Source organism: Pseudomonas sp. 67(2021) (assembly GCF_017491835.1).
GTDB classification, from domain to species: Bacteria; Pseudomonadota; Gammaproteobacteria; order Pseudomonadales; family Pseudomonadaceae; genus Aquipseudomonas; species Aquipseudomonas atacamensis.
Genome location: NZ_JAFGYL010000004.1, coordinates 171,383 through 194,430 on the forward strand (window position 1 = coordinate 171,383; position 23,048 = coordinate 194,430).

At 62.5% G+C, this 23,048-nt stretch carries 23 protein-coding genes; 20 read left to right on the forward strand and 3 right to left on the reverse strand.

Translation table 11 applies throughout. From position 1 onward, the window contains the following. Positions 1-9: 9 nt before the first annotated feature. The 19 genes from J5M66_RS07835 (at position 10) to J5M66_RS07930 (ending at position 17,792) form a co-directional block, all read left to right on the forward strand. A complete protein-coding gene (locus J5M66_RS07835; RefSeq protein WP_016772026.1) occupies positions 10-264 on the forward strand; it encodes an acyl carrier protein in 255 nt (84 codons plus the stop codon). Continuing rightward, positions 261-806, forward strand: a complete 546-nt coding sequence (locus tag J5M66_RS07840) for a hypothetical protein (protein ID WP_123444000.1) — start codon at positions 261-263, stop codon at positions 804-806. Before J5M66_RS07835 ends, J5M66_RS07840 begins: the two co-directional genes overlap by 4 nt. Further along, positions 803-2,482: an acyl-CoA synthetase family protein gene (locus J5M66_RS07845; RefSeq protein WP_207807685.1), complete on the forward strand. Its 1,680-nt coding sequence runs from the start codon at positions 803-805 to the stop codon at positions 2,480-2,482. The genes J5M66_RS07840 and J5M66_RS07845 overlap by 4 nt, the downstream gene beginning before the upstream one ends. Continuing rightward, a complete protein-coding gene (locus J5M66_RS07850; RefSeq protein ID WP_123444002.1) occupies positions 2,475-3,209 on the forward strand; it encodes a glycosyltransferase family 2 protein in 735 nt (244 codons plus the stop codon). Before J5M66_RS07845 ends, J5M66_RS07850 begins: the two co-directional genes overlap by 8 nt. Beyond that, positions 3,206-4,153 carry a glycosyl transferase gene (locus tag J5M66_RS07855; protein WP_123444003.1) on the forward strand — a complete coding sequence of 316 codons (948 nt, stop codon included), beginning with the start codon at positions 3,206-3,208 and terminating at the stop codon, positions 4,151-4,153. The genes J5M66_RS07850 and J5M66_RS07855 overlap by 4 nt, the downstream gene beginning before the upstream one ends. After that, positions 4,134-5,678, forward strand: coding sequence for an aromatic amino acid ammonia-lyase (locus tag J5M66_RS07860; RefSeq protein ID WP_095181015.1), 1,545 nt, complete (start codon positions 4,134-4,136; stop codon positions 5,676-5,678). Before J5M66_RS07855 ends, J5M66_RS07860 begins: the two co-directional genes overlap by 20 nt. Beyond that, positions 5,671-6,096: an acyl-CoA thioesterase gene (locus J5M66_RS07865; RefSeq protein WP_056787385.1), complete on the forward strand. Its 426-nt coding sequence runs from the start codon at positions 5,671-5,673 to the stop codon at positions 6,094-6,096. Before J5M66_RS07860 ends, J5M66_RS07865 begins: the two co-directional genes overlap by 8 nt. After that, positions 6,093-6,695, forward strand: coding sequence for an outer membrane lipoprotein carrier protein LolA (locus tag J5M66_RS07870; protein WP_207807684.1), 603 nt, complete (start codon positions 6,093-6,095; stop codon positions 6,693-6,695). Before J5M66_RS07865 ends, J5M66_RS07870 begins: the two co-directional genes overlap by 4 nt. Next, on the forward strand, positions 6,679-9,009 hold the full coding sequence (locus J5M66_RS07875) for an MMPL family transporter (RefSeq protein ID WP_207807683.1): 2,331 nt from the start codon (positions 6,679-6,681) through the stop codon (positions 9,007-9,009). The genes J5M66_RS07870 and J5M66_RS07875 overlap by 17 nt, the downstream gene beginning before the upstream one ends. Continuing rightward, positions 9,006-10,169 carry a sodium:proton antiporter gene (locus J5M66_RS07880; protein WP_207807682.1) on the forward strand — a complete coding sequence of 388 codons (1,164 nt, stop codon included), beginning with the start codon at positions 9,006-9,008 and terminating at the stop codon, positions 10,167-10,169. The genes J5M66_RS07875 and J5M66_RS07880 overlap by 4 nt, the downstream gene beginning before the upstream one ends. Next, positions 10,156-11,403 carry an NAD(P)/FAD-dependent oxidoreductase gene (locus J5M66_RS07885; protein WP_123444007.1) on the forward strand — a complete coding sequence of 416 codons (1,248 nt, stop codon included), beginning with the start codon at positions 10,156-10,158 and terminating at the stop codon, positions 11,401-11,403. The genes J5M66_RS07880 and J5M66_RS07885 overlap by 14 nt, the downstream gene beginning before the upstream one ends. Continuing rightward, positions 11,400-12,125 carry a class I SAM-dependent methyltransferase gene (locus tag J5M66_RS07890; RefSeq protein ID WP_207807681.1) on the forward strand — a complete coding sequence of 242 codons (726 nt, stop codon included), beginning with the start codon at positions 11,400-11,402 and terminating at the stop codon, positions 12,123-12,125. The genes J5M66_RS07885 and J5M66_RS07890 overlap by 4 nt, the downstream gene beginning before the upstream one ends. Continuing rightward, on the forward strand, positions 12,125-12,736 hold the full coding sequence (locus tag J5M66_RS07895; protein ID WP_185015448.1) for a hypothetical protein: 612 nt from the start codon (positions 12,125-12,127) through the stop codon (positions 12,734-12,736). The genes J5M66_RS07890 and J5M66_RS07895 overlap by 1 nt, the downstream gene beginning before the upstream one ends. Then, positions 12,733-13,929 carry a beta-ketoacyl-[acyl-carrier-protein] synthase family protein gene (locus tag J5M66_RS07900; protein ID WP_207807680.1) on the forward strand — a complete coding sequence of 399 codons (1,197 nt, stop codon included), beginning with the start codon at positions 12,733-12,735 and terminating at the stop codon, positions 13,927-13,929. The genes J5M66_RS07895 and J5M66_RS07900 overlap by 4 nt, the downstream gene beginning before the upstream one ends. Beyond that, positions 13,926-14,390, forward strand: coding sequence for a hotdog family protein (locus J5M66_RS07905; RefSeq protein ID WP_073471610.1), 465 nt, complete (start codon positions 13,926-13,928; stop codon positions 14,388-14,390). Before J5M66_RS07900 ends, J5M66_RS07905 begins: the two co-directional genes overlap by 4 nt. Then, positions 14,383-15,111, forward strand: a complete 729-nt coding sequence (gene fabG, locus J5M66_RS07910) for a 3-oxoacyl-ACP reductase FabG (RefSeq protein ID WP_207807679.1) — start codon at positions 14,383-14,385, stop codon at positions 15,109-15,111. The genes J5M66_RS07905 and fabG overlap by 8 nt, the downstream gene beginning before the upstream one ends. Beyond that, entirely contained in the window at positions 15,111-16,337 is a 1,227-nt protein-coding gene (locus tag J5M66_RS07915) for a beta-ketoacyl-ACP synthase (RefSeq protein ID WP_073471608.1), read from the forward strand. Before fabG ends, J5M66_RS07915 begins: the two co-directional genes overlap by 1 nt. 29 nt (positions 16,338-16,366) lie before the next feature. After that, on the forward strand, positions 16,367-16,810 hold the full coding sequence (locus tag J5M66_RS07920; RefSeq protein ID WP_207807678.1) for an excinuclease: 444 nt from the start codon (positions 16,367-16,369) through the stop codon (positions 16,808-16,810). Between the two features lie 544 nt (positions 16,811-17,354). Continuing rightward, a complete protein-coding gene (locus J5M66_RS07930) occupies positions 17,355-17,792 on the forward strand; it encodes an excinuclease (protein ID WP_207807677.1) in 438 nt (145 codons plus the stop codon). Between the two features lie 103 nt (positions 17,793-17,895). Here J5M66_RS07930 and J5M66_RS07935 read toward each other — a convergent pair whose 3' ends face one another. Continuing rightward, a complete protein-coding gene (locus J5M66_RS07935) occupies positions 17,896-18,798 on the reverse strand; it encodes a LysR family transcriptional regulator (protein ID WP_024011277.1) in 903 nt (300 codons plus the stop codon). A gap of 118 nt (positions 18,799-18,916) precedes the next feature. Between J5M66_RS07935 and J5M66_RS07940 the strand changes: the two genes are divergently transcribed. Continuing rightward, positions 18,917-20,191: an MFS transporter gene (locus tag J5M66_RS07940; protein WP_123444010.1), complete on the forward strand. Its 1,275-nt coding sequence runs from the start codon at positions 18,917-18,919 to the stop codon at positions 20,189-20,191. Positions 20,192-20,368: 177 nt separating this feature from the next. Here the strand turns inward: J5M66_RS07940 and hemE are convergent, their stop codons facing one another. Together hemE and J5M66_RS07950 are read right to left on the reverse strand one after the other, a co-directional pair. Further along, positions 20,369-21,436, reverse strand: a complete 1,068-nt coding sequence (gene hemE / locus J5M66_RS07945) for a uroporphyrinogen decarboxylase (RefSeq protein WP_016772044.1) — start codon at positions 21,434-21,436, stop codon at positions 20,369-20,371. Positions 21,437-21,567: 131 nt separating this feature from the next. Continuing rightward, on the reverse strand, positions 21,568-22,986 hold the full coding sequence (locus J5M66_RS07950; RefSeq protein ID WP_039757038.1) for an FAD-dependent oxidoreductase: 1,419 nt from the start codon (positions 22,984-22,986) through the stop codon (positions 21,568-21,570). Positions 22,987-23,048 lie beyond the last annotated feature (62 nt).

Sequence of the window (23,048 nt, forward strand, 5' to 3'; positions counted from 1 at the left end):
GACCGGACCATGCAAACTCGTGACGATATCTTCAACACCCTGCGCGATGCCCTGGTCGAGCTGTTCGAACTGGATCCGGCTCGTGTAAGCATGGACGCCAATCTGTATCAGGATCTGGAAATCGACAGCATCGATGCGGTCGACCTGATCGATCACATCAAACGCCAGACCGGCAAGAAAATCGCCGCCGAAGAATTCAAATCGGTGCGCACCGTCGGTGACGTGGTCGAGGCGGTGTTCCGTCTGGTTCAACCGGCCGCATGAGCCGACTGATCGGCCTGGGCCTGCTGCTGGCCGGTCTGCTGTACCCCTTTGCGGTGTATTTCGGCATGGAGCATTTCGCCCCGTGGCAATTTGCACTGCTGCTGGGCAGCCTGTGGCTGGCGCGCGCTCTGACCGGCGAACGCAAGCCCGGCAGCCTGTGGATGGCGTGCGTGGCGATGGTGTTCTGCCTGCTGCTGGCGGTGTTCGACAGCCCGCAGCTGCTGCGCTGGTACCCGGTGCTGATCAGCGCATTCATGCTGGTGCTGTTCGGCGCCAGCATGAAATACGGCCCGCCAATGGTCGAGCGTCTGGCGCGCTTGCGCGAGCCGGAGCTGCCGCAGGTTGCCATTCGCTATACGCGCAAGGTCACGCTGGCCTGGAGCGTGTTTTTCTTCTGCAACGGTTTGTGCGCTGCGCTCCTCACCCTGTGGGCGCCGCTGGATTGGTGGATGTTGTACACCGGCCTGATCTCCTATGGATTGATCGGCCTGATGTTTGCCATTGAATGGCTGATACGACAACGGGTAAGAGGCCGTACATGAATTGGATAAAACTTGAGCAGCTGTTGCTCAAGGCACTGCCGGCACGGGCGATCTGCCAGGCGCCGGCCCTCGATCACACGCAACTGCGAGCGCAGGCCTTGAGCGTCGCCGCGGGTCTGCAAAGCCGAGGCGTGAAAAGGCTGGCCGTGCATCTGGAAGATGCCGCCGACCTTGCCATCGCCCTGCTCGCTGCCTGGCGTGCCGGCGCCAGCGTGTTGCTGCCGGCGGATCTGCAAGCGCAGACGCGTCAGCGCTGGTCGCAGGAAGTCGATCTATGGCTGACCGATCAACCCGGCGACGCCCAGTTGCACGACTTCACTCAGCCCGGGCTGCCCGGTGCAGAACTGAATCTCGATCAATGCCGCCTGAGCCTGTGCACTTCCGGCTCCAGCGGCGAGCCCAAGCGCATCGACAAGACCTTGCGCCAGTTGGCCAACGAGGTCGAAGCGCTGGAGCAGTTGTGGGGCGCAGACCTCGGTGAAGCCTGCATCATCGGCAGCGTCGCCACGCAACACATCTATGGCCTGCTGTTTCGCGTGTTGTGGCCATTGTGCGCCGGGCGCCCGTTCGTGCGCCGGCAACTGGCCTTTTCCGAAGACTTGCAGCGCGCCAGCCGCGAATACCCGGCCTTCGCCTGGGTCGCCAGCCCGGCGCTGCTCAAGCGCATGGGCGACAACCTCGACTGGCCGGCCCTGAGCGCGGTGCGCCGGGTGTTTTCCTCCGGGGGCGCGTTGCCGTCGGAAGCGGCGCAAAGCCTGCACCAGCGCTTGCAGCAATGGCCGACGGAAATCCTCGGCAGCTCGGAAACCGGCGGCATCGCCTGGCGTCAGGGCGAGTCGTTGTGGCAACCGTTTGCTGGTGTCGAACTGAGCCAGGACAGCGACGGCGCCCTGCTTATTTCTTCGCCTTATCTGCCTGCCGGCCATGTCGAACACAGCGCTGACGCCGCGCGCATCGCCGCCGATGGTCGCTTCGAACTGCTGGGGCGACTGGACCGCATCGTCAAACTGGAAGAAAAACGCATCTCGCTGCCGATGCTTGAGCAGGCCTTGGCAGCCCATGACTGGGTCGCCGAGGCGCGCCTCGGTGTGGTTCAGGAAAACCGCGCCTCGCTCGGTGCGCTGCTGGTGCTCAGCGAATCGGGCCTGTTCGCCCTGCGCGAGCACGGCCGCCGTGAATTGACCGAAACCCTGCGCAAACATCTGAGCCAACATTGCGAAGCCCTCGCCCTGCCCCGGCGCTGGCGCCTGCTGCGGCAAATGCCGTTGAACAGCCAGGGCAAACTGGCGCAAGCCGACGTCGAAGCGCTGCTGCTGGCCGCACGGCCGAAAATCCCCGAAGTGCTGGAGCAAAGTGCAAGCGACGGCGAGTGGAGCCTGCAACTCAGCGTGCCGCCGGATCTGGCCTACTTCAGCGGACACTTTCCCAAGGCGCCGGTTTTGCCCGGCGTAGTGCAGGTGGAATGGGCGCTGAATCTGGGTCGGCAGTTGCTGAATCTGGACGGCGCGTTTGCCGGAATGGAAGTGCTGAAATTCCAGCAACTGGTGCGCCCGGGTGATGAAATCCAGCTGCATCTGCGTTTCGATGCCGAGCGCGGCAAGTTGTATTTTGCTTATCGCAACGACACGGCGACGTGTTCCAGCGGACGCATTCTTCTGGGGCCTGCCCATGCATAACCCCTGCGCCGTAATCCCGGTGTACAACCACGAAACCGCGATCACCACCGTGGTCGATGCCCTGCTTGCACAAGGTCTGCCGTGCATTCTGGTGGACGATGCCAGCGAGCCGTCCTGCGCGCGGGTGCTCGACACCCTGGCCGAGCGCGACGGGGTTTTCCTGGTGCGTCTCACAGCCAATCAGGGCAAGGGCGGCGCGGTGATGACCGGTCTGCGTGAAGCCTCGCGTCTGGGCTACAGCCATGCCTTGCAGGTCGATGCCGACGGTCAGCACGATTTGCACGACGTCGCGCGCTTCGTCGGCGAATCCCGCGCCCATCCCGAGGCGATGATCTGCGGCTATCCGCTGTTCGACGAGAGCGTGCCGAAAGGGCGTTTGTACGCGCGCTACCTGACCCACGTGATGGTGTGGATCAACACCCTGTCGTTGCAGATTCGCGATTCGATGTGCGGCTTCCGTGTCTATCCGCTGGCGCCGACTCTGGCGGTGATTGACTCGGCGAAAGTCGGCAAACGCATGGATTTCGACTCGGACATCCTCGTGCGTCTGGCCTGGCGCAATCAGCCGATGCGCTGGCTGCAGACCAGCGTGCATTACCCGTTGGACGGTGTATCGCACTTTCGCCTGTTCCACGACAACGCGCTGATTTCCAGCATGCACACGCGGCTGTTCTTCGGCATGTTGCTGCGTTGGCCGGTGATCCTCTGGCGGCGGTGGAAACCATGAGCGAAGAAGTCGACAAGAAGCACTGGGCCGACCGCGAAGAGCGCGGCAGTTTCCTGCTGATGAAATTCACCGCGTTCGCCGCCAAAGTCCTCGGCCGCCGCCTGCTCAGTCCGTTGCTTTATGGCATCGTGCTGTATTTCTTTTTGTTCGGCCGCGTCGCCCGGCGCAGTGCCTGGCAGTACCAGCAGCGGCTGGCCGCGTGGAGCCGGCGCGACGACCTGCGCCCGAGCCACTGGCGGGTGTTTGGCCAGTTCATGACCTTTGCCGATTCGCTGCTCGACAAGCTCGATGTGTGGAACGGCAAGCTGCGCATCGAGCAGATCGAAATCATCGACCCGGCGCTGCTGCGCAAGCAGTTGCGCGGCAGTCGCGGGCAACTGCTGGTCGGCGCGCATCTGGGCAATCTCGAAGTGTGCCGGGCGCTGGCGGAGATCGGCGAAAAGGTCACCATGAATGTGTTGGTGCACACCAAGCATGCCGAGCAATTCAACCGCTTGCTTGGCGAGGCCGGGGCGACCAATCTGCGCCTGATTCAGGTCAGCGAACTCGACCCGGTGATCATGCTGCAACTGCACGAACGGCTGGAACGCGGCGAGTGGTTGGCGATTGCCGGTGACCGCGTGCCGCTGCACGGCGGGCGCAGCGTGACAGTGGACTTTCTCGGCCATCCGGCGCCATTTCCGCAAGGCCCGTGGTTGCTGGCCGGCCTGCTCAAGTGCCCGGTCAACCTGCTGATGTGCCTCAAGCAACCCGACGGCCACTATCGCCTGACCCTCGAACCGTTCGCCGACGCGGTGGTGTGGACACGCCGCGAGCGCGAGCAGGTCATTCATCAGTGGGCCACTCGCTACGCGCAGCGCCTGAGTCACTATTGCCTCGAAGCCCCGCAGCAATGGTTCAACTTTTACCCTTTCTGGAAGACCGATGACGACGCCAACCCATGAGCCGGTAACCTTCGGCGAACGCCCTTTGCGCATCGAAGACGTGCTGGCCCTGGCCAACCGTCAGGCGCCCGTGCAGTTGCAGGCTGACGCCGACTATCGCGAGCGCATCGCCAAGGGCGCGCGGTTTCTCGATTCGCTGCTGGACAAAGAAGGTGTGATCTACGGCGTCACCACCGGTTACGGCGATTCCTGCGTGGTCGCGGTGCCGCTGCATCACGTCGAGGCGCTGCCGCGTCATCTCTACACTTTTCACGGCTGCGGCCTGGGCAAACTGCTCGACGCGCAGGCCACCCGCGCGGTGCTGGCGGCGCGTTTGCAGTCGTTGTGTCACGGCGTTTCCGGGGTGCGCGTCGAACTGCTCGAGCGTCTGCATGCGTTTCTCGAATACGACATCCTGCCACTGATTCCCGAAGAGGGTTCGGTGGGTGCCAGCGGCGATCTGACGCCGTTGTCCTATGTCGCCGCAACCCTGTCCGGCGAGCGCGAAGTGCTGTTCCGTGGCGAACGTCGTCAGGCTGCCGACGTGCATCGCGAGCTCGGCTGGACGCCGCTGGTGCTGCGTCCGAAAGAGGCGCTGGCGCTGATGAACGGCACGGCGGTGATGACCGGCCTCGCCTGCCTCGCCTTCGCTCGCGCCGATTACCTGTTGCAACTGGCCACGCGCATTACCGCGCTCAACGTCGTCGCGCTGCAAGGCAATCCGGAGCACTTCGACGAACGTCTGTTCGCCGCCAAACCGCACCCGGGGCAGATGCAGGTAGCAGCGTGGTTGCGCAAGGATCTGGCAATCGACGCGCCGACCGCGCCACTGCATCGTCTGCAGGATCGCTACTCGCTGCGTTGCGCGCCGCATGTGCTCGGCGTGTTGGCCGACAGCCTGAACTGGCTGCGCGGCTTCATCGAAACCGAGCTGAACAGCGCCAACGACAACCCGATCATCGACGCCGAAGCCGAGCGTGTTCTGCATGGCGGGCACTTCTACGGCGGGCACATTGCGTTCGCCATGGACAGCCTGAAAAACCTCGTGGCCAACGTCGCCGATCTGCTCGATCGGCAACTGGCGTTGCTGGTCGACGAGCGTTACAACCACGGCTTGCCGAGCAACCTCTCCGGCGCACCCGCCGATCGGGCGATGATCAATCACGGCTTCAAGGCTGTGCAGATCGGCACCAGCGCCTGGACCGCCGAAGCGCTGAAAAACACCATGCCGGCCAGCGTGTTCTCGCGCTCCACCGAATGCCACAACCAGGACAAGGTGAGCATGGGCACCATCGCCGCCCGTGATGCGATTCGCGTGCTGGAGCTGACCGAACAGGTCGCCGCCGCCACGCTGCTCGCCGCCAATCAGGGCGTGTGGCTGCGCGCTCAAGCCGCCGATGCGCGTCCGCTGCCGCCGGCACTGGCGGCGATGCACGAAGAACTCGGCAAAGACTTCCCGCCGGTCATCGAAGACCGTGCGCTGGAAGGCGAACTGCGCCTGTGCCTGCAACGCATCGCCGCGCAACACTGGAGGCTGCATGCGTAGTGCCGGAGTGCTTCATGCCGATACCGAGATTCTGGTGCCGTTTTTCGACGTCGACACCATGCACGTGGTCTGGCACGGCCATTACGTCAAATACCTCGAAGTGGCGCGCTGTGCGCTGCTGGACAAGATCGGCCATAACTACACGCACATGGTCGAGTCGGGTTACGCCTGGCCGATCATCGACCTGCAACTGCGCTACGTGCGCAGCGCGGTGTTCGGCCAGCGGCTGAACGTGCGCGCCAGCCTGATCGAGTGGGAAAACCGTCTGAAGATCAACTATCTGATCAGCGACCTGCAGACCGGCGAACGCCTGACCCGCGCCAGCTCCGTGCAAGTCGCTGTCGAAGTGAGCAGCCGCGAGATGCAACTGGCTTCACCCAAAGTCTTCACCGATGCCGTAGAAAGGATGCTGCGATGAATGTGTTTTTCAGAAGCCTCGGCGCGTTGACGCTGCTGGCCGTGTCGTCATGGGCCAATGCCTTCGACCTGCAACAACTGAGTGAACAACTGGCGAAACCGGATGTTATCCACGGCCAGTTCATTCAGGAAAAACACCTGCGCGCCCTGCCGCAGCCGCTGATCAGCAAGGGCAGCTTCGTCCTCGCGAAAAATCACGGCCTGCTGTGGTTGTTGAAAACCCCGCTGCAACAGGATTACCGCATCACCGCCAATGGCATCGCCCGCCGTGACACCAACGGCTGGCAACCGCTGCCGAACAAGAGCGCCGGCGCCGAGCAGAACCGTTTGTTCCTCGCCGTACTGCAAGGTGACAGCAGCGGTTTGCAGCGGGATTTCGAACTGGCCCTGAGCGGCACGGCGCAGCAGTGGCAACTGACTCTGACGCCGCGTTCGATGCTGCTCAAGCAAGTGTTCAAGCAGATCAATATCGATGGCGGCGCCCTTGTGCAAACCATCGAGCTGCTGGAAACCCAGGGCGACAGCACCCTGCTGCGCATGCAGGACAGCACGGCCGAGCAACCCTTGAGCGAAGCGGAGCAACATGACTTTGCCGAGTGAACGCAAGCTGCCCTGGCTGTTTCTGAGCCTGCTGCTGGCCGTCGTCGCGCTGGCTGCCTGGCAGTGGCGCGACGGTGCGCCGCTGTCGGCCAATCTCATGGAGCTGGTACCCGGGACCAGTCCCGATGCGCTGGAAGTGCGCGCCGAACAGCGCATGCAAGAACCGCTCAATCGCGAAATGCTGGTGCTGGTCGGTCACGCCGATCGCCAGCAAGCACTGAACATGGCTCAGCAACTGGGCGAACAATGGCAGGCCAGCGGTCTGTTCGAAACCGTGCAATGGAATCTGCAAGCCGACTTGCCGGCGCTGCGCAAGCAATTGCTGCAAGGGCGTTTGGCGATGCTCTCGGCGGATGATCGGCAGCTACTCAGCGAGCACCCCGACGCGTTCATCCAGCAGCGGGTGCAGGCGCTGTTCGACCCGTTCAACGGCTTTACCCTGGTGCCGAGCCAGGACGATTGGCTCGGCCTGACCGGACGCATCCAGAACAGCCAGCCGAAACACGGCGCGGTGCAACTGGACATTGGCAGCGGCGCACTGGTCACCGAGGCCGACGGCAAGAGCTGGGTGATGCTGCGTGCGCGCACCACCGGCAACGCCTTCGACATGAACCTGCCGTTGCAGGTGGCAGAGCGGCTCCAGCACAGCCGCGAGCAAGCGGCGCAAAGCGGCGTGCAGTTGCTCGCCGCCAGTGGCCTGCTCTACGCCGCCAACGGCCAGCAACAGGCTACTCGCGAGATGACTTGGGTCGGCGGTGGCGCGACGGTCGGCATTCTGCTGTTGCTGTTGTTGGCGTTTCGCCGCTGGGGCGTGCTGCTGGCGTTTGTGCCGGTGCTGGTCGGCATGCTGTTCGGCGCGGTGGCCTGCGTGGCGCTGTTCGGTCACATGCATGTGATGACGCTGGTGCTCGGCTCGAGTCTGATCGGCGTTGCCGTCGATTACCCACTGCACTATCTATCCAAGAGCTGGAGCCTCAAGCCCTGGCGCAGCTGGCCGGCCCTGCGCCTGACCTTGCCGGGGCTGACCCTGAGCCTGATCACCAGCGTTATCGGCTATCTGGCGCTGGCGTGGACGCCGTTCCCGGCATTGACGCAGATCGCCGTTTTCTCCGCTGCCGGCTTGCTCGGTGCCTATCTGTCGGCGGTCTGCCTGCTGCCGGCGCTGCTGAATAATGTCCAACTGCGCCCAGCGCAATGGCCGCTGCGCCTGGCCGAACGCCTGATTCATCTGCGTGAGGCGCTGCTCGGTTGCATGCGCACGCCCGCGCTGCTGGCCCTGCTGATCGCCTTCTGCGTCGGCGGCCTGATGCAGTTGCAGAGCAAAAACGACATCCGCCAATGGGTCGGCGCGCCGCAGCATCTGACCGACGAAGCGCAGACCATCGCGCGCATCACCGGGTATCAACCGACCAGCCAGTTCTTCCTGATCCGCGCGGCCAATCAGGAGCAATTGCTTGAGCGCCAGGCAGCGCTGAGCGAACGGCTGCAGCAACTGGTCAACCTCGACAAACTGCAAGGCTATCTGGCCCTCGATCAACTGGTCAGCGCGCCGAGCCAGCAACAGCGAGTGCGCGAATCACTGAACAAGCTGCCGTCATTCTGGCAACCGCTGCTCGATCTCGGCGTGCCAGTGACGGCGTTGCAAAACGAATTGCAGCAATTGCAGACCCTGCCCGCCGAAGACATCGACGCCGCGCTGGCCGGCCCGCTCGGCGAGCCGTATCGCACACTGTGGCTTGGACCGACTGAAGACGGCGTCGCAGCGATGACCAGTTTGCAGGGCTTGAACAATCCGTCGTTGTTGCGCGTGCAAGCACTCGATTTGCCGGGGGTGGTGCTGGTCGATCGCCTCGGTGACCTGAACAAGGTCTTTGCCGCCACGCAGATCAGCGCTGCCGAACTGAAACTGGCCTCCTGCGTGTTGATCGTGCTGGTGCTGATGCTCCCGTTCGGCCTGACTGGCGCACTGCGCATCGTCGCCCTGCCACTGCTGGCGGCGCTGTGCAGTCTGGCCAGCCTTGGCTGGCTCGGTCAGCCACTGACCCTGTTCAGCTTGTTCGGCCTGTTGCTGGTGACGGCGATCAGCGTCGATTACGCAATCCTCATGCGCGAACAGGTGGGCGGCGCGGCGGTAAGTCTGCTCGGCACCTTGCTCGCCGCCGTCACCACATGGCTATCGTTCGGCCTGCTGGCGGTCTCCAGTACGCCGGCGGTGAGCAATTTCGGCCTGTCGGTAAGCCTCGGCCTGGCGTTCAGCTTCATGCTCGCGCCGTGGGCCGGGGGCCATGAACCGGCTGCGGAGACAAGCGCATGATGGTCTTCGGCTTCTGGTTGCTGGCCTTGGCGCTGTTTGCCCTGGCGACCCGGGTCGGCCGTCACTTCGGCCTGATTCCGATCGTCAGTCAGTTGCTGCTGGCGAGCTTCGGTTTGCCGCTGCTGATGTACTTCTGGATCGAACCGGGCTGGCAGCTCAGCGGCGCACAACTGATCGCCCCGGACTGGTTGAAAAACCTCTACAGCCTGAGCTTCGCCTTGCTGCTCGGGCACATCCTCAGCGATGTCATCGATCTGCGTCTGGATCGCCAGAGCGTAAAAATCGCTGTGCCGAGTTTCGCTGTGCCGTTCGCTTGCGGGCTGGCGGTTGCGTACTGGTTGCTGCCAGCGCAGCCGTGGCTCAATGCACTGGCCATCGGACTGGTCTTCGCCATAACGGCGATCCCGGTGCTGTACCTGTATCTGCGTCACATCGATTACCCGCCCGCTGCCACACGGCGTCTGGTGCAAACCGCGATCCTTATCGATCTGACCTGCTGGACGCTGTTCGGCCTCGCCCAGGGCAGCCTGCACTTGAGCAGCCTGTTGCTGCCCGTGGCCATGGCCGGCGTGCCACTGCTTTTGCACCTGCTGCGCGTGCGTCGCCCGCTGACCTACAGCCTCGGCTTCTTCGCCCTGCTGGTCATGGCCGAGCATTACAAACTCAACGCGCTGATTTTCGGCATCGGCTATCTGCTGTGCATGGCGCTGCTGAAAGTGCCGTTGGTGCTGCCGTTGCCTGCACGCTGGATGAGCCGCTTGCAGACGTGGATCGCGATCCCGCTGATCCTCACCTTCGGCATCGTCCAGATCGACGTGCACAGCGCCCTCGCCAGCCTAGACGCCGGGCAGTGGGCGGCGCTGCTGCTGTTGCCGATTGCCAGTAAACTGCTGGGCAACTGGCTCGGCCTCGGTTGGGCTGGCGCCTCGTTCGCGGGTGCCAGCCGCTGGCGCGAAAGCGTACTGCTGAACATTCGCGGCCTGAGCGAAATCGTCTTTCTCAATCTGCTATTGCAACAACAGCTCATCACCCCGGCGCTGTATTTCGCGCTGATGCTGATGGGCCTGATCGCGACGCTGCTGCCGGCCCTGATCGGCCTGCATCGCGCGCCCCTGAATCTGAACAGTCCCTTGCCCCGGAGCTCACGTGCCAATCGTTGAAATGGAATCCCGTCAGGTCGTGATCATCGGTGCCGGCCCGTCCGGCGCTATCGCCGCTGCCCTGCTCAAGCGCAAGGGCCACGATGTGCTGGTGCTCGAGCGCCAGCACTTCCCGCGCTTCTCCATTGGCGAAAGCCTGCTCAGCCACTGCCTGGATTTCGTCGAAGAAGCCGGCATGCTCGACGCCGTCAACGCCGCCGGTTTCCAGCGCAAGACCGGCGCGGCGTTTGCCTGGGGCGAGCGCTACAGCGCTTTCGATTTTGGCGACACCTTCACCGCCGGCAAGCCGACCACGTTCCAGGTGCAGCGCGCCGATTTCGACAAGTTGCTGGCCGATCAAGCAGCATTGCAAGGTGCGGAAATCCGTTATGGCGATGCAATCGTCAGCGTCGATTTCGATCAGACGAAACCACTCCTTGACGTGCGCCGCGAAGATGGCAGCGAGTACCGCGTCGAAGCCGATTTCGTCCTGGACGCCAGCGGCTACGGCCGCGTGCTGTCGCGCTTGCTTGACCTCGAAGCGCCTTCGAATTTCCCGGTGCGCCAGGCGGTGTTCACCCATGTCGAAGATCACATCGACAACCCGGCGTTCGACCGTGAAAAGATCCTCGTCACCACCCATCCCGAGCATCGCGATGTGTGGTTCTGGACCATCCCGTTCAGCAACGGCCGCTGCTCGGTGGGCGTGGTCGCGGCTGAGGAACATTTCCGGGGGCGCGATAGCGACCTCGATGTCTGCCTGCGCAGCTTCATCGCCGAGACGCCAAGCCTCGCCGGGGTTCTGAACAACGCGGTCTGGGACACTCCGGCGCGCACCCTCGGCGGCTACGCGGCCAATGTGAAAACCCTGCATGGCCCGGGCTTCGCGCTGCTGGGCAACGCCGCAGAATTCCTCGATCCGGTGTTCTCCTCCGGCGTGACCATCGCCATGCGTTCGGCGAGCATGGCTGCCGGCGTGCTGCACCGTCAGTTGCAGGGTGAAACGGTGGACTGGCAAAGCGAATTTGCCGAGCCGTTGAAACGCGGCGTCGACACGTTCCGCTGCTACGTCGAAGGCTGGTACGCCGGCACCTTCCAGGACGTGATTTTCTACGAGGACAGCCAGGCGGAAATTCGCCGGATGATCTGTTCGATCCTCGCCGGTTACGCCTGGGACGAGCGCAACCCGTTTGTCAGCGAAGCGCGGCGCCGGCTGAAGATGATTTCCCAACTCTGCGCGCAGGACGCCTCATGAATTACCTGAGCGACAGCTACGTCGAGGAAACCCGCTTCGGTCTCTGGTTCCTGCGCAGCCACACCTGGCAGCACCACGTGCTGCGCGTGGCGATCAATGATCTGCGTGGATTATTCAGTGAGCCGCTGCCGGAACGTCCGGTGCTGCTGGACGCCGGTTGCGGTCAGGGCAAGTCGTTCGGCCACCTGCGCCAGACCTTCGCCCCGCAGCGCCTGATCGGCGTCGACGCCGACCCGCACAGCCTGCAACTCAGCGCCGAAGAGGCCACGCGCCTGGGCATGCCAGTCGAGTTGATCGGCAGCGATTGCGCCACGCTCAACGTCGCCGATGCCAGCGTCGACATGCTGTTCTGTCACCAGACCTTCCACCACTTGGTCGAGCAGGAAAAGGCCTTGGCCGAGTTCTATCGCGTGCTCAAGCCGGGCGGCTATCTGCTGTTCGCCGAGTCCACCGAGGCTTACATTGATACCTGGGTGATTCGCTGGCTGTTCCGCCATCCGATGCACGTACAGAAGAGCGCCGCCGGGTATCTGCAGATGATCCGCGAGCAGGGTTTCGAGTTTGCCGAGCGCAATGTGTCCTACCCGTATCTGTGGTGGAGCCGGTCGAAGGATTTTGGTTTGCTGGAGCGGTTGGGGTTGAGCAAACCCAAGCCATTCGGTGAGCGTGAAGAGACGCTGGTAAATGTCGTCGCGCGCAAGCCATTGCAGGAATCTGTCTGATGTACGGCTATCGATCTGAACACCTGAAACCCTGTGGGAGCGAGCCTGCTCGCGAAAGCGGTGTATCAGTCAGCAAAGGTGGCGAATGTCAGATTGCATTCGCGAGCAGGCTCGCTCCCACAGGGATTGCTGGGTGGCTGGCGATCGTTTTGTCAGCCTTGCTGTTAAGTGCCTGCGCCAGCCAGCCACCGCTACCAGCGGCCGACCCGACGTTGCCCCTGCCGCTGCAACTGCACATCGAGCGCGAGCAGGCCGGGCAGCGTCAGGACTGGCTGCTGGTGATCCAGCGCGAAGGCGCCGGCACGCGCTGGTCGATGATGGATCCGCTGGGCATTCCCCAGGCCCGCCAGCAACTGATCGACGGGCACTGGCAGGCCGACGGTCTGTTGCCGCCGAACCCGGAAGCTCGGGAGCTGTTCGCCGCATTGCTGTTCGCTTTGACGCCTTCCGCCGAACTGCTGGGCAATTATCCCGACGCCCGCCAACAGGCCGATCAGCGTTCACTGCCGGCGCGCTGGAACATCCGCTATTCACAACCGTTGAGCTTCCAATTGAATCTGCCCCAAGGCCCGCACTATCGCGTTTCCCAGTTAGGTGAATCGACGCCATGACCGCTTACCTGAATGCCCTCGGCGTGATCTGCGCTTTGGGCCGCGACAAGTCTGAAGTCGCGCGCAATCTGTTTGCCGGCGACTGTTCGGGGATGCGCCGCGAGTCCGGTTGGGTCGCCGAACGTGAGCTGCCTGTCGCCGGCGTGCACGGTGAATTGGCGCCGATCCCGGCCGAACTGATCGAGCACAGCAGTCGCAACAATCAGCTGCTGCTGGAAGCCGCGCTGCAGATTCGAGACGACATCGATCGTGCGATCCAGACCTTCGGCCGCGAGCGCATAGGCGTGGTGCTAGGTACCAGCACCTCGGGTATCGACGAGGCCAGCCGGGGTCTGGCGCATTACATCCGCGAACAGCAATTTCCTCGCGAGTACGACTATCGCCAGCAGGAACTCGGCGCCCCGGCGAATTTTCTCGCCGAATGGCTGCAACTGAGCGGCCCGGCCTACGTGATTTCCACTGCCTGTACCTCCAGCGCCCGCGCGCTGATGAGCGCCCAGCGCCTGCTCGATCTGGGCCTGTGCGACGCGGTACTGTGCGGCGGCGTCGACAGTCTGTGCAAGCTCACGCTGAACGGTTTCTCTTCGCTGGAAGCCGTTTCAGACGAACGCTGCAATCCGTTTTCCGCCAACCGCAACGGCATCAATATCGGCGAAGCAGCGGTGCTGTTCGTGATGAGCAAACAGCGCGGCGAAGGCCCGGGAATCGCCCTGCTGGGGACGGGCGCGAGCTCGGATGCGCACCATATTTCCGCGCCGGAGCCGAGCGGTCGCGGCGCCCTGCAAGCGATGCACAAAGCCCTTGGCCGCACGCATCTGCAAGCCACGCAAATCAACTACCTGAACCTGCACGGCACCGCGACCCAGCACAACGACGCGATGGAAAGCCTGGCGGTCGCGGCGCTGTTTCCCCAAGGCGTCGCCTGCTCGTCGACCAAGCCGCTGACCGGTCACACCCTCGGCGCCGCCGGCGCGCTGGAAGCGGCGTTCTGCTGGCTGAGCCTGAGTGCCGAAAACCCTGAACAGGCGTTGCCGCCGCACATCTGGGACGGCCAGGCCGATCCCGCGCTGCCGCCGCTCAAGTGGGTGACCGCGAGCGAGCGCCTGACGTCCATTGCACCGCGCTACCTGATGAGCAACTCGTTTGCCTTCGGCGGCAACAACGTCAGCCTGATTATCGGAGACGCACCATGAGCCACTGGCCGCTCGCCGAACTGCTGCCGCATGCCGGCGACATGATCCTGATCGACGCCATCGAGCGCTTTGACGATGAGCAGATTTTTACCCGCCTGACGGTCAAGCCCGATGGCCTGTTCAACCTGCCTGACGGCAGCCTGCCGGCGTGGGTCGGCGTCGAGCTGATGGCGCAGAGCGTCGCCGCTTTCGCCGGTTGCCACGCCCGGCAAAAAGGCAATCCGCCGGAGCTCGGCTTTCTCCTCGGCACGCGCAAATTCGAGTGCAACGTCGAAGCCTTTGCGCCCGGCAGCGAGCTGACCATCCACGGCCTGCGCTCACTGGAAGACGACAACGGCATGGGCGTATTCGAATGTCACATCCACGGTGACGGCATTCATGCCAGCGCCCGCCTGAACGTGTTCCGTCCGCCGCAAGCCAACCAATATCTGCAACAGACAAAGGAGTCGCACGATGACTGAATCCGTACTGGTCACCGGCTCCAGCCGGGGCATCGGCCGCGCCATTGCCTTGCGTCTGGCGCAAGCCGGGCACGACATCGTCCTGCATTGCCGCAGCGGCATGACCGAAGCCCAAGCGGTGCAGGCCGAAATCGAAGCACTGGGCCGCCGCGCGCGCATCCTGCAATTCGACGTCGCCGACCGTGAAACCTGTAAAAGCATTCTCGAAGCCGATGTCGAAAATCACGGTGCCTATTACGGCGTGGTGCTCAACGCCGGGCTGACCCGCGACGGCGCGTTTCCGGCGCTGAGCGATGACGATTGGGACGTGGTCCTGCGCACCAACCTCGACGGTTTCTACAACGTTCTGCACCCGGTGATGATGCCGATGATCCGTCGTCGCGCCGCCGGGCGCATCGTCTGCATCACCTCGGTATCGGGCCTGATCGGCAACCGTGGCCAGGTCAATTACAGCGCCTCGAAGGCCGGCGTAATCGGTGCCGCAAAGGCGTTGGCGATCGAGCTGGGCAAGCGCAAAATTACGGTTAACTGCGTCGCCCCTGGCCTGATCGACACGGCCATGCTCGACGAAAACGTGCCGGTGGAGGAACTGATGAAAATGATCCCCGCGCAACGCATGGGCACCACTGAGGAAGTGGCCGCTGCGGTGAATTTCCTGATGTCGGCGGAAGCCTCGTACATCACCCGCCAGGTGCTGGCGGTCAACGGAGGCCTGTGCTGATGAAGCGCGTCGTCGTCACCGGCATGGCCGGCATCACCTCGCTGGGCAGCGACTGGCCGACCATTGCCGGCAATTTCGCGGCCAATCGCAGCGGCATTCGTCGCATGGACGAGTGGGATCGCTTCACTGAGCTGAACACGCGTCTGGCCGGGCCTATCGATGACTTTCTCGTGCCGTCGCACTGGACCCGCAAGCAGTTGCGCAGCATGGGCCGGGTTTCGCGACTGGCGGTCGGCGCGGCGGAAAAAGCCTTGGCTGACGCTGGCCTGCTCGGTGACGAATCGATCAAGGACGGGCGCATGGGCGTTGCTTGTGGTTCGTCCACGGGCAGCACTGACGAGATCAAAGCGTTCGGCAACATGCTGCTCAACTCGGTGGCCGAGGGCCTGAACGCCAACTCCTATGTGCGGATGATGCCGCACACCACCGCCGCCAATATCAGCATTTTCTTCGGCCTCACCGGCCGCCTGATCCCGACGTCCAGCGCCTGCACCAGCGGCAGCCAGGGCATCGGCTACGCCTACGAGGCAATCAAGTTCGGCCGCCTGCCATTGATGCTCGCCGGCGGCGCGGAAGAACTGTGCCCGACCGAAGCCATGGTGTTCGACGCGCTCTACGCCACCAGCCTGAAAAACGATGCACCCCAGACCAGCCCTCGCCCGTACGATAAGGGCCGCGACGGTCTGGTGATTGGTGAAGGTGGCGGCATGCTGGTGCTTGAGGAGCTGGAACACGCCCTCGCCCGTGGCGCGCACATTCACGCGGAAATCGTCGGTTTCGGCAGCAACGCCGACGGCCAGCACACCACACGCCCGGAACAGCTCACGATGCGCCGCGCCATGGAGCTGGCCCTGGAAGATGCCGGCCTCACCCCGGACGCCATCGGTTATGTGAACGGCCACGGCACCGCGACTGAACAGGGCGACATCGCCGAAACGCTGGCGACCAGCAGCCTGTTCGGCGAACACATGCCGATCAGCTCGCAAAAGAGCTTTCTCGGCCATACCCTCGGTGCCTGCGGTGCGCTGGAGTCATGGTTCAGCATCGAGATGCTCAACAGCGACCGCTATGTACACACCTTCAACCTCGACGAGGTCGACCCGCACTGCGGCAAGCTCGATTACCTGCGCGGCGAATTCCGTCAGATGCATCACGACTACGTGATGAACAACAATTTCGCTTTCGGCGGCGTCAACACCTCGTTGATCTTCCGCCGCTGGGCATAACCGAATCAATCCAGGTCAAGGAGACCTACATGCACTTCAACAAACTCGCCGCCGTCACCCTGCTGCTCTGCGCCCTGCCAGCGATCAGCCAGGCACGCGACACGGCGGTCTACCTGCCATTCGACAAAGCCGTCGCCGAAGCCACCCGCTCCGGCAAGATCGATGGCAGTGTGAAATTCTATCTGGCCGGCAACACCCCGGCGGGCAAAATCACCGTGGTCAGCCCCGACGCCGTGACCAACAAGAAAACCAACGCCTTCAACAAGTCCGACGAAGTCGCCTGCGAATGGGTCGCCCAATCGGCAATCATCAGCCTGCACCAGGCCGCGAAGAACGCCGGCGCCAACGCCGTGACCAACATCGTCAGCTTCTACAAGCGCAACGAGCGCAAGGACGCGCAAACCTACGAATGCCACGCCGGCGCGATCATGGCGGGCGTTGCGCTGAAGGGTGATCTGGCGAAGGTTCAGTAAACGCCAGAAATGACAAAGGGCGCCGTTTGGCGCCCTTTCACAGACAGGTTGGCTTGTCATCGCCGATTACCTGCCTGGCTCTGCGATGGCTGGTTGCCCAGGATCCTCAGAGTCTCACAAGCCCCTTTCGGGAACGCAGGCAGTATTGCTTGAAATGCATCGGCAGACAACGGCTGGCGTTTCGCCTCTCGGCGCGATATCCAGCGCCATCACAGCCCCACCGACAGACTATTGCTGGGGTGTTTACGCAGAACGACAACGGGCCTGACTTTCACCATCTCAGGCACTTCATAGCCTCTGAAATCGCAAATCAGCACGCTGCCCTCCTTGGGCTGGTATCGAAGAGGCATCCGTGGCACTCACTGAAAAAGAGGCGATTTTGCGCAAAAATCGAGCGTTCCCCTATGGCAGATCCATAACGGGAAATGTAGCTCTCTGCAATCCCCTTGCTCCCTTGCACCCTTGCACCATCTACACTCGCTTAAGCAGGTCCCGGCTCAGTACCTGCCCTCGCAGTTCTCTTTCACCGTCAAAGGAGATGACCATGCAAGTGAAAGCCCTGATGGCCGCTGCGCTTTTCGCGCTACTGCCCAGTGCCAGCCATGCCACCAACCTCATGTACATGCCTTTCGAAACCGTGCTGTCGGACGCGATTCGCGCCGGTCGGCTGGATGGCAGTGTGAAGTTCTACCTGATCGGCAACGGGCCGCAGGGCACTCAGCAGTTGCTGCGCCGAGGGGTGGTCAGCGATTTGAAAACCAACGGCTTCAACAAGAGCGATCAGGCTTCGTGTGAATGGGTGCTGCAGTCGAATCTGATCAAATTGCAGGCTGATGCCAAGCGCGTCGGGGCGAATGCGGTTGTGAATATCGTCAGTTACTACGACCAGCATGTGCGCAAGGATTTGAATACGTACGAGTGCCGGGCGGGGATATTTGTCACGCGGGTGGCGTTGAAGGGGGATTTGGTGCGGTTGCCCTGAAATCTGTGATGTTTGGGCCGATGCCTTCGCGAGCAGGCTCGCTCCCACCTTGGAATGCGTTTCCCTGTGGGAGCGAGCCTGCTCGCGAAAGCGCCAGCCGCCTTCACACCGTCAGGGGCTCAACCTTGCGCGTCAGCAGTTCGACAAACGCTTTGGCCATCGGTGATTTCTGATCTTTGCGCTGCACCAGCCAAACCGCCGAAATCGCTTCGGGATCGAGCAGCGGACGGTAGACCACGCCGTCGATGCGCATGCGTTGGTAGGACGCTGGCAGCACCGATACACCGAGGCCCGCTGCGACCAGGCCGATGATGGTCATCGCCTCACCAGCCTCTTGAGCGAAGTGCGGGCTGAAGCCGGCGTCACGGGCCAGACTGAGCAGTTGCGCATAGAGCCCGCTGCCATAGCTGCGCGGGAAAAACACGAACGGTTCCAGCGCCAGCGCCGAGAGAAACAGGCCTTCGTCGCTGCCTTGGGCCAACGGATGCTTGGAACTGAGCACCGCCACCAATGGCTCGCGCATCAACTCCACAACACTCAGTGAATCCGGCAATCCGAGCGGGCGCATGATGCCCACCTCGATCGACTCGTCCACCAAGGCATCGGCGACCATGGTGCTGCTCATTTCCCGCAGGTTCAGATGCACCGCCGGAAAGCGCTGACGAAAGGAAAAAATCGCCTGCGGAATGGTCGAGTTGAACGGTGCCGACGAGGTGAAGCCAATCTTCAACTCACCCAGCTCGCCAAGTTGCGCACGCCGAGCAACATCCGCCGCCTTGTCGACTTGTGCCAGCACAAGCCGCGCTTCCTGCAGAAACAGGCGACCGGCCTCGCTCAACTCGACCCGACGATTGGTGCGCTCGAACAGACGTGCGCCGAGCTGCTGTTCCAGCGCCTGGATTTGTTGGCTCAGTGGCGGCTGGGAGATGCCCAGCACCTGTGCGGCCCGGCCGAAATGCAGTTCTTCGGCGACGGCGATGAAGTAACGCAGATGACGCAGTTCCATAGGATTACCATTAGGTCGCTGAAGCTATCAAACAGGTCGAACAATATATTGGATAGAAACATTAGCCAGCTATATGATTTTTTCATTGCCTGCCCGGCTGTGCTTTCCGAGGTCTGAAGTGAAAACTGCTGTCGCGCCCCTTGCCCACGAAATCCCGCCCCCTGCCGACGACGATGCCCTCGTCGAGCTGCAGGAGATCTACATCGAAAAAGGCACGCCGGCGTTCATGCGCACGGTGCTGGCGCTGTTCTGTGGCGGCTTTGCGACGTTCGCGCTGCTCTATTGCGTGCAACCGATGATGCCGCTGCTGTCCCACGAATACGGGATCAACGCGGCGCAGAGCAGTCTGATCCTTTCGGTGGCGACCGGCATGTTGGCCTTCGGTCTGCTGATCACCGGGCCGATTTCCGACCGCATCGGCCGTAAACCAGTGATGGTCGCGGCGCTGTTCGCTGCCGCGTTGTGCACCATCGCCAGTTCGATGATGCCGAGCTGGCACGGCGTATTGATCATGCGCGCGCTGATCGGCCTGTCATTGAGCGGCCTGGCAGCGGTGGCGATGACCTATCTGAGCGAAGAAATCCATCCACAGCACATCGGCCTGGCAATGGGTTTGTACATCGGCGGCAACGCGATCGGCGGGATGAGCGGACGCTTGATCACCGGCGTGCTGATCGACTTCGTCAGCTGGCACACGGCGATGCTGGTGATCGGCGGTCTGGCGCTGATCGCAGCGGCGGTGTTCTGGAAGATACTCCCGGAGTCGCGCAACTTCCGCGCTCGCTCGCTGCACCCGCGCAGCCTGCTCGACGGCTTCACCATGCACTTTCGCGACGCCGGCCTGCCGCTACTGTTTCTTGAAGCGTTTGTGCTGATGGGCGCGTTTGTCACGCTGTTCAACTACATCGGCTACCGCTTGCTGGCGGCGCCGTACAACCTCGATCAGGTATTTGTCGGATTGCTCTCGGTGGTCTACCTGTCCGGTATCTACAGCTCAGCCAAGATCGGCTCGCTGGCGGACAAACTGGGGCGACGCAAAGTGCTCTGGGCGACCATTGCGCTGATGTTCGCCGGGCTCGCGCTGACGATGTTCACGCCGTTGTTGCTGGTGATCGTCGGCATGCTGGTGTTCACCTTCGGCTTCTTCGCCGCGCACTCGGTGGCGAGCAGCTGGATCGGCCGGCGCGCGTTGACCGCCAAGGGTCAGGCGTCGTCGCTGTATCTGTTCAGTTATTACGCCGGATCGAGCATTGCCGGGACGGCGGGCGGGGTGTTCTGGCATCTGGGCGGGTGGAACGGGATCGGCCTGTTTATTGGTGCGTTGTTGCTGATTGCCCTGCTGGTGGCGTTGAAGTTGGCGAAGTTGCCGCCGTTGCAGGGTGTCAAAGCCTGAGATAAATCCCTGTGGGAGCGAGCCTGCTCGCGAATGCACTGTGTGAGGCAACATCAGTGTTGAATGACACACCGCTTTCGCGAGCAGGCTCGCTCCCACAGTTGATTTGGGTACGACATTAGACCGTGCAAAAGAAAACGCCCGGCATTTGGCCGGGCGTTTTTTATTGGGCGCTGATCACTCGTGATACTGCGCCGACAGCTCATGCACCGCACGCAGGAACGCGCCGGCATGTTCTGGATCGACTTCCGGCGTAATGCCGTGGCCAAGATTGAACACGTGGCCGCTGCCCTTGCCGTAGCTGGCGAGGATGCGCCCGACTTCAGTGCGGATCGCTTCCGGTTTGGCGTAGAGCACGGTCGGGTCCATGTTGCCTTGCAGCGCGACCTTGTCGCCGACGCGGGCACGGGCGTTGCCGATGTCGCAGGTCCAGTCAAGGCCGAGGGCGTCGGCGCCGGCTTCGGCGATGCTTTCCAGCCACAGGCCGCCGTTCTTGGTGAAGAGGATCACCGGCACTTTGCGTCCGTCGTTCTCGCGGATCAGGCCGCTGACGATTTTCTTCATGTAGGCCAGGGAGAATTCCTGATACGCCGCCGCCGACAGGTTGCCGCCCCAGGTATCGAAGATCTGCACCGCTTGTGCACCGGCCATGATCTGGCCGTTGAGGTACGAAGTCACCGACTGCGCCAGTTTATCCAGCAGCAGGTGCATGGCTTGCGGATTGTCGTAGAGCATCGCCTTGGTCTTGCGGAAGTCTTTCGACGAGCCGCCTTCGACCATGTAAGTCGCGAGGGTCCACGGGCTGCCGGAGAAACCGATCAGCGGCACACGTCCGTTCAGCTCGCGACGGATGGTGCTGACCGCATCCATCACGTAGCCGAGGTCTTTGTGCGGATCCGGGATCGGCAAGGCTTCGATGTCGGCCAGGGTGCTGACAACTTTTTTGAAGCGCGGGCCTTCACCGGTCTCGAAGTACAGGCCCTGGCCCATGGCATCGGGAATGGTGAGGATGTCGGAAAACAGGATCGCCGCGTCCAGTTGCGGGTAGCGGTCGAGCGGTTGCAGGGTGACTTCGCAGGCGAACTCCGGATTCATGCACAGGCTCATGAAGTCGCCGGCATGGGCGCGGCTGGCGCGGTACTCCGGCAGGTAGCGACCGGCCTGGCGCATCATCCACACAGGGGTGACGTCAACGGGTTGCTTGAGCAGGGCGCGGAGGAAACGGTCGTTCTTCAGGGCAGTCATGTCGGCATCCGGAAAAAAAGTGCGGGCATGGTCTCAAAAGACAGCGGCAAGCAGCAAGCTACAAGCGGCAAGTTAAAAGCAGGATTGCTTTGTAGCTTGCGCTTGTAGCTTGTAGCTTGCCGCTGGCGTCGTCAGACGCCCAGATAATCGAGGATGCCTTCAGCCGCATTGCGCCCTTCAAAGATCGCCGTCACCACCAGGTCGGAACCGCGCACCATGTCGCCACCGGCGAAGATTTTCGGGTTGCTGGTCTGGTGCTTGTACTGACCTTGCTCAGGCGCAACAACGCGGCCCTGGCTGTCGGTCTGGATCTCGAACTGTTCGAACCACGGTGCCGGGCTCGGGCGGAAGCCGAAAGCGATGACCACGGCATCGGCCGGGATGATCTCTTCGGAACCCGGGATCGGCTCGGGGCTGCGACGGCCACGGGCGTCCGGTTCGCCGAGACGGGTCTCGACCACTTTCACGCCTTCGACCTTGTCTTCACCGACGATGGCGATCGGCTGGCGGTTGTAGAGGAATTTCACGCCTTCTTCCTTGGCGTTCTTCACCTCTTTGCGCGAGCCGGGCATGTTCGCTTCGTCACGACGATAAGCGCAGGTCACCGACTTGGCGCCCTGACGGATCGAGGTGCGGTTGCAGTCCATCGCCGTGTCGCCGCCGCCGAGTACCACGACCTTCTTGCCTTTCATGTCGACGAAATCTTCTGGCGACTTTTCAAAGCCCAGGTTGCGATTGACGTTGGCGATCAGGAAATCCAGCGCGTCATAAACGCCCGGCAGGTCCTCACCGGCAAAACCGCCCTTCATGTAGGTGTAGGTGCCCATGCCCATGAACACCGCGTCGTATTCGGCGAGCAGTTGTTCCATGGTCACGTCTTTACCGACTTCGGTGTTGAGGCGGAACTCGATGCCCATGCCGGTGAAGACTTCGCGACGATTGCTCAGCACGGTCTTCTCAAGCTTGAACTCGGGGATGCCGAAGGTCAGCAAGCCGCCGATTTCCGGGTTCTTGTCGAACACCACCGGAGTTACGCCGCCACGCACCAGCACGTCGGCACAACCAAGACCCGCCGGGCCTGCGCCGATGATCGCCACGCGTTTGCCGGTCGGCTTGACCTTGGACATGTCCGGGCGCCAGCCCATGGCGAACGCAGTGTCGGTGATGTACTTCTCAACCGAACCGATGGTCACCGCGCCGAAGCCGTCGTTGAGGGTGCAGGCACCTTCGCACAGACGATCCTGCGGGCACACCCGGCCGCAGACTTCCGGCAGGGTGTTGGTCTGGTGCGACAGCTCGGCGGCCTGGAGGATGTTGCCCTCGGCCACCAGTTTCAGCCAGTTGGGAATGAAGTTGTGCACCGGGCACTTCCATTCGCAATACGGGTTGCCGCAACCCAGGCAGCGGTGGGCCTGGTCGGCCGACTGCTGGGGTTTGAACGGTTCGTAGATTTCGACGAACTCTTTCTTGCGTTGACGCAACAGTTTCTTCTTCGGATCCTTGCGCCCGACATCGATGAATTGAAAGTCGTTACTGAGACGTTCGGCCATCTTCAAAACCTCGTACACGACAGCTTCAAGCTACAAGCTTCAAGCTGCAAGAAAATCAAATT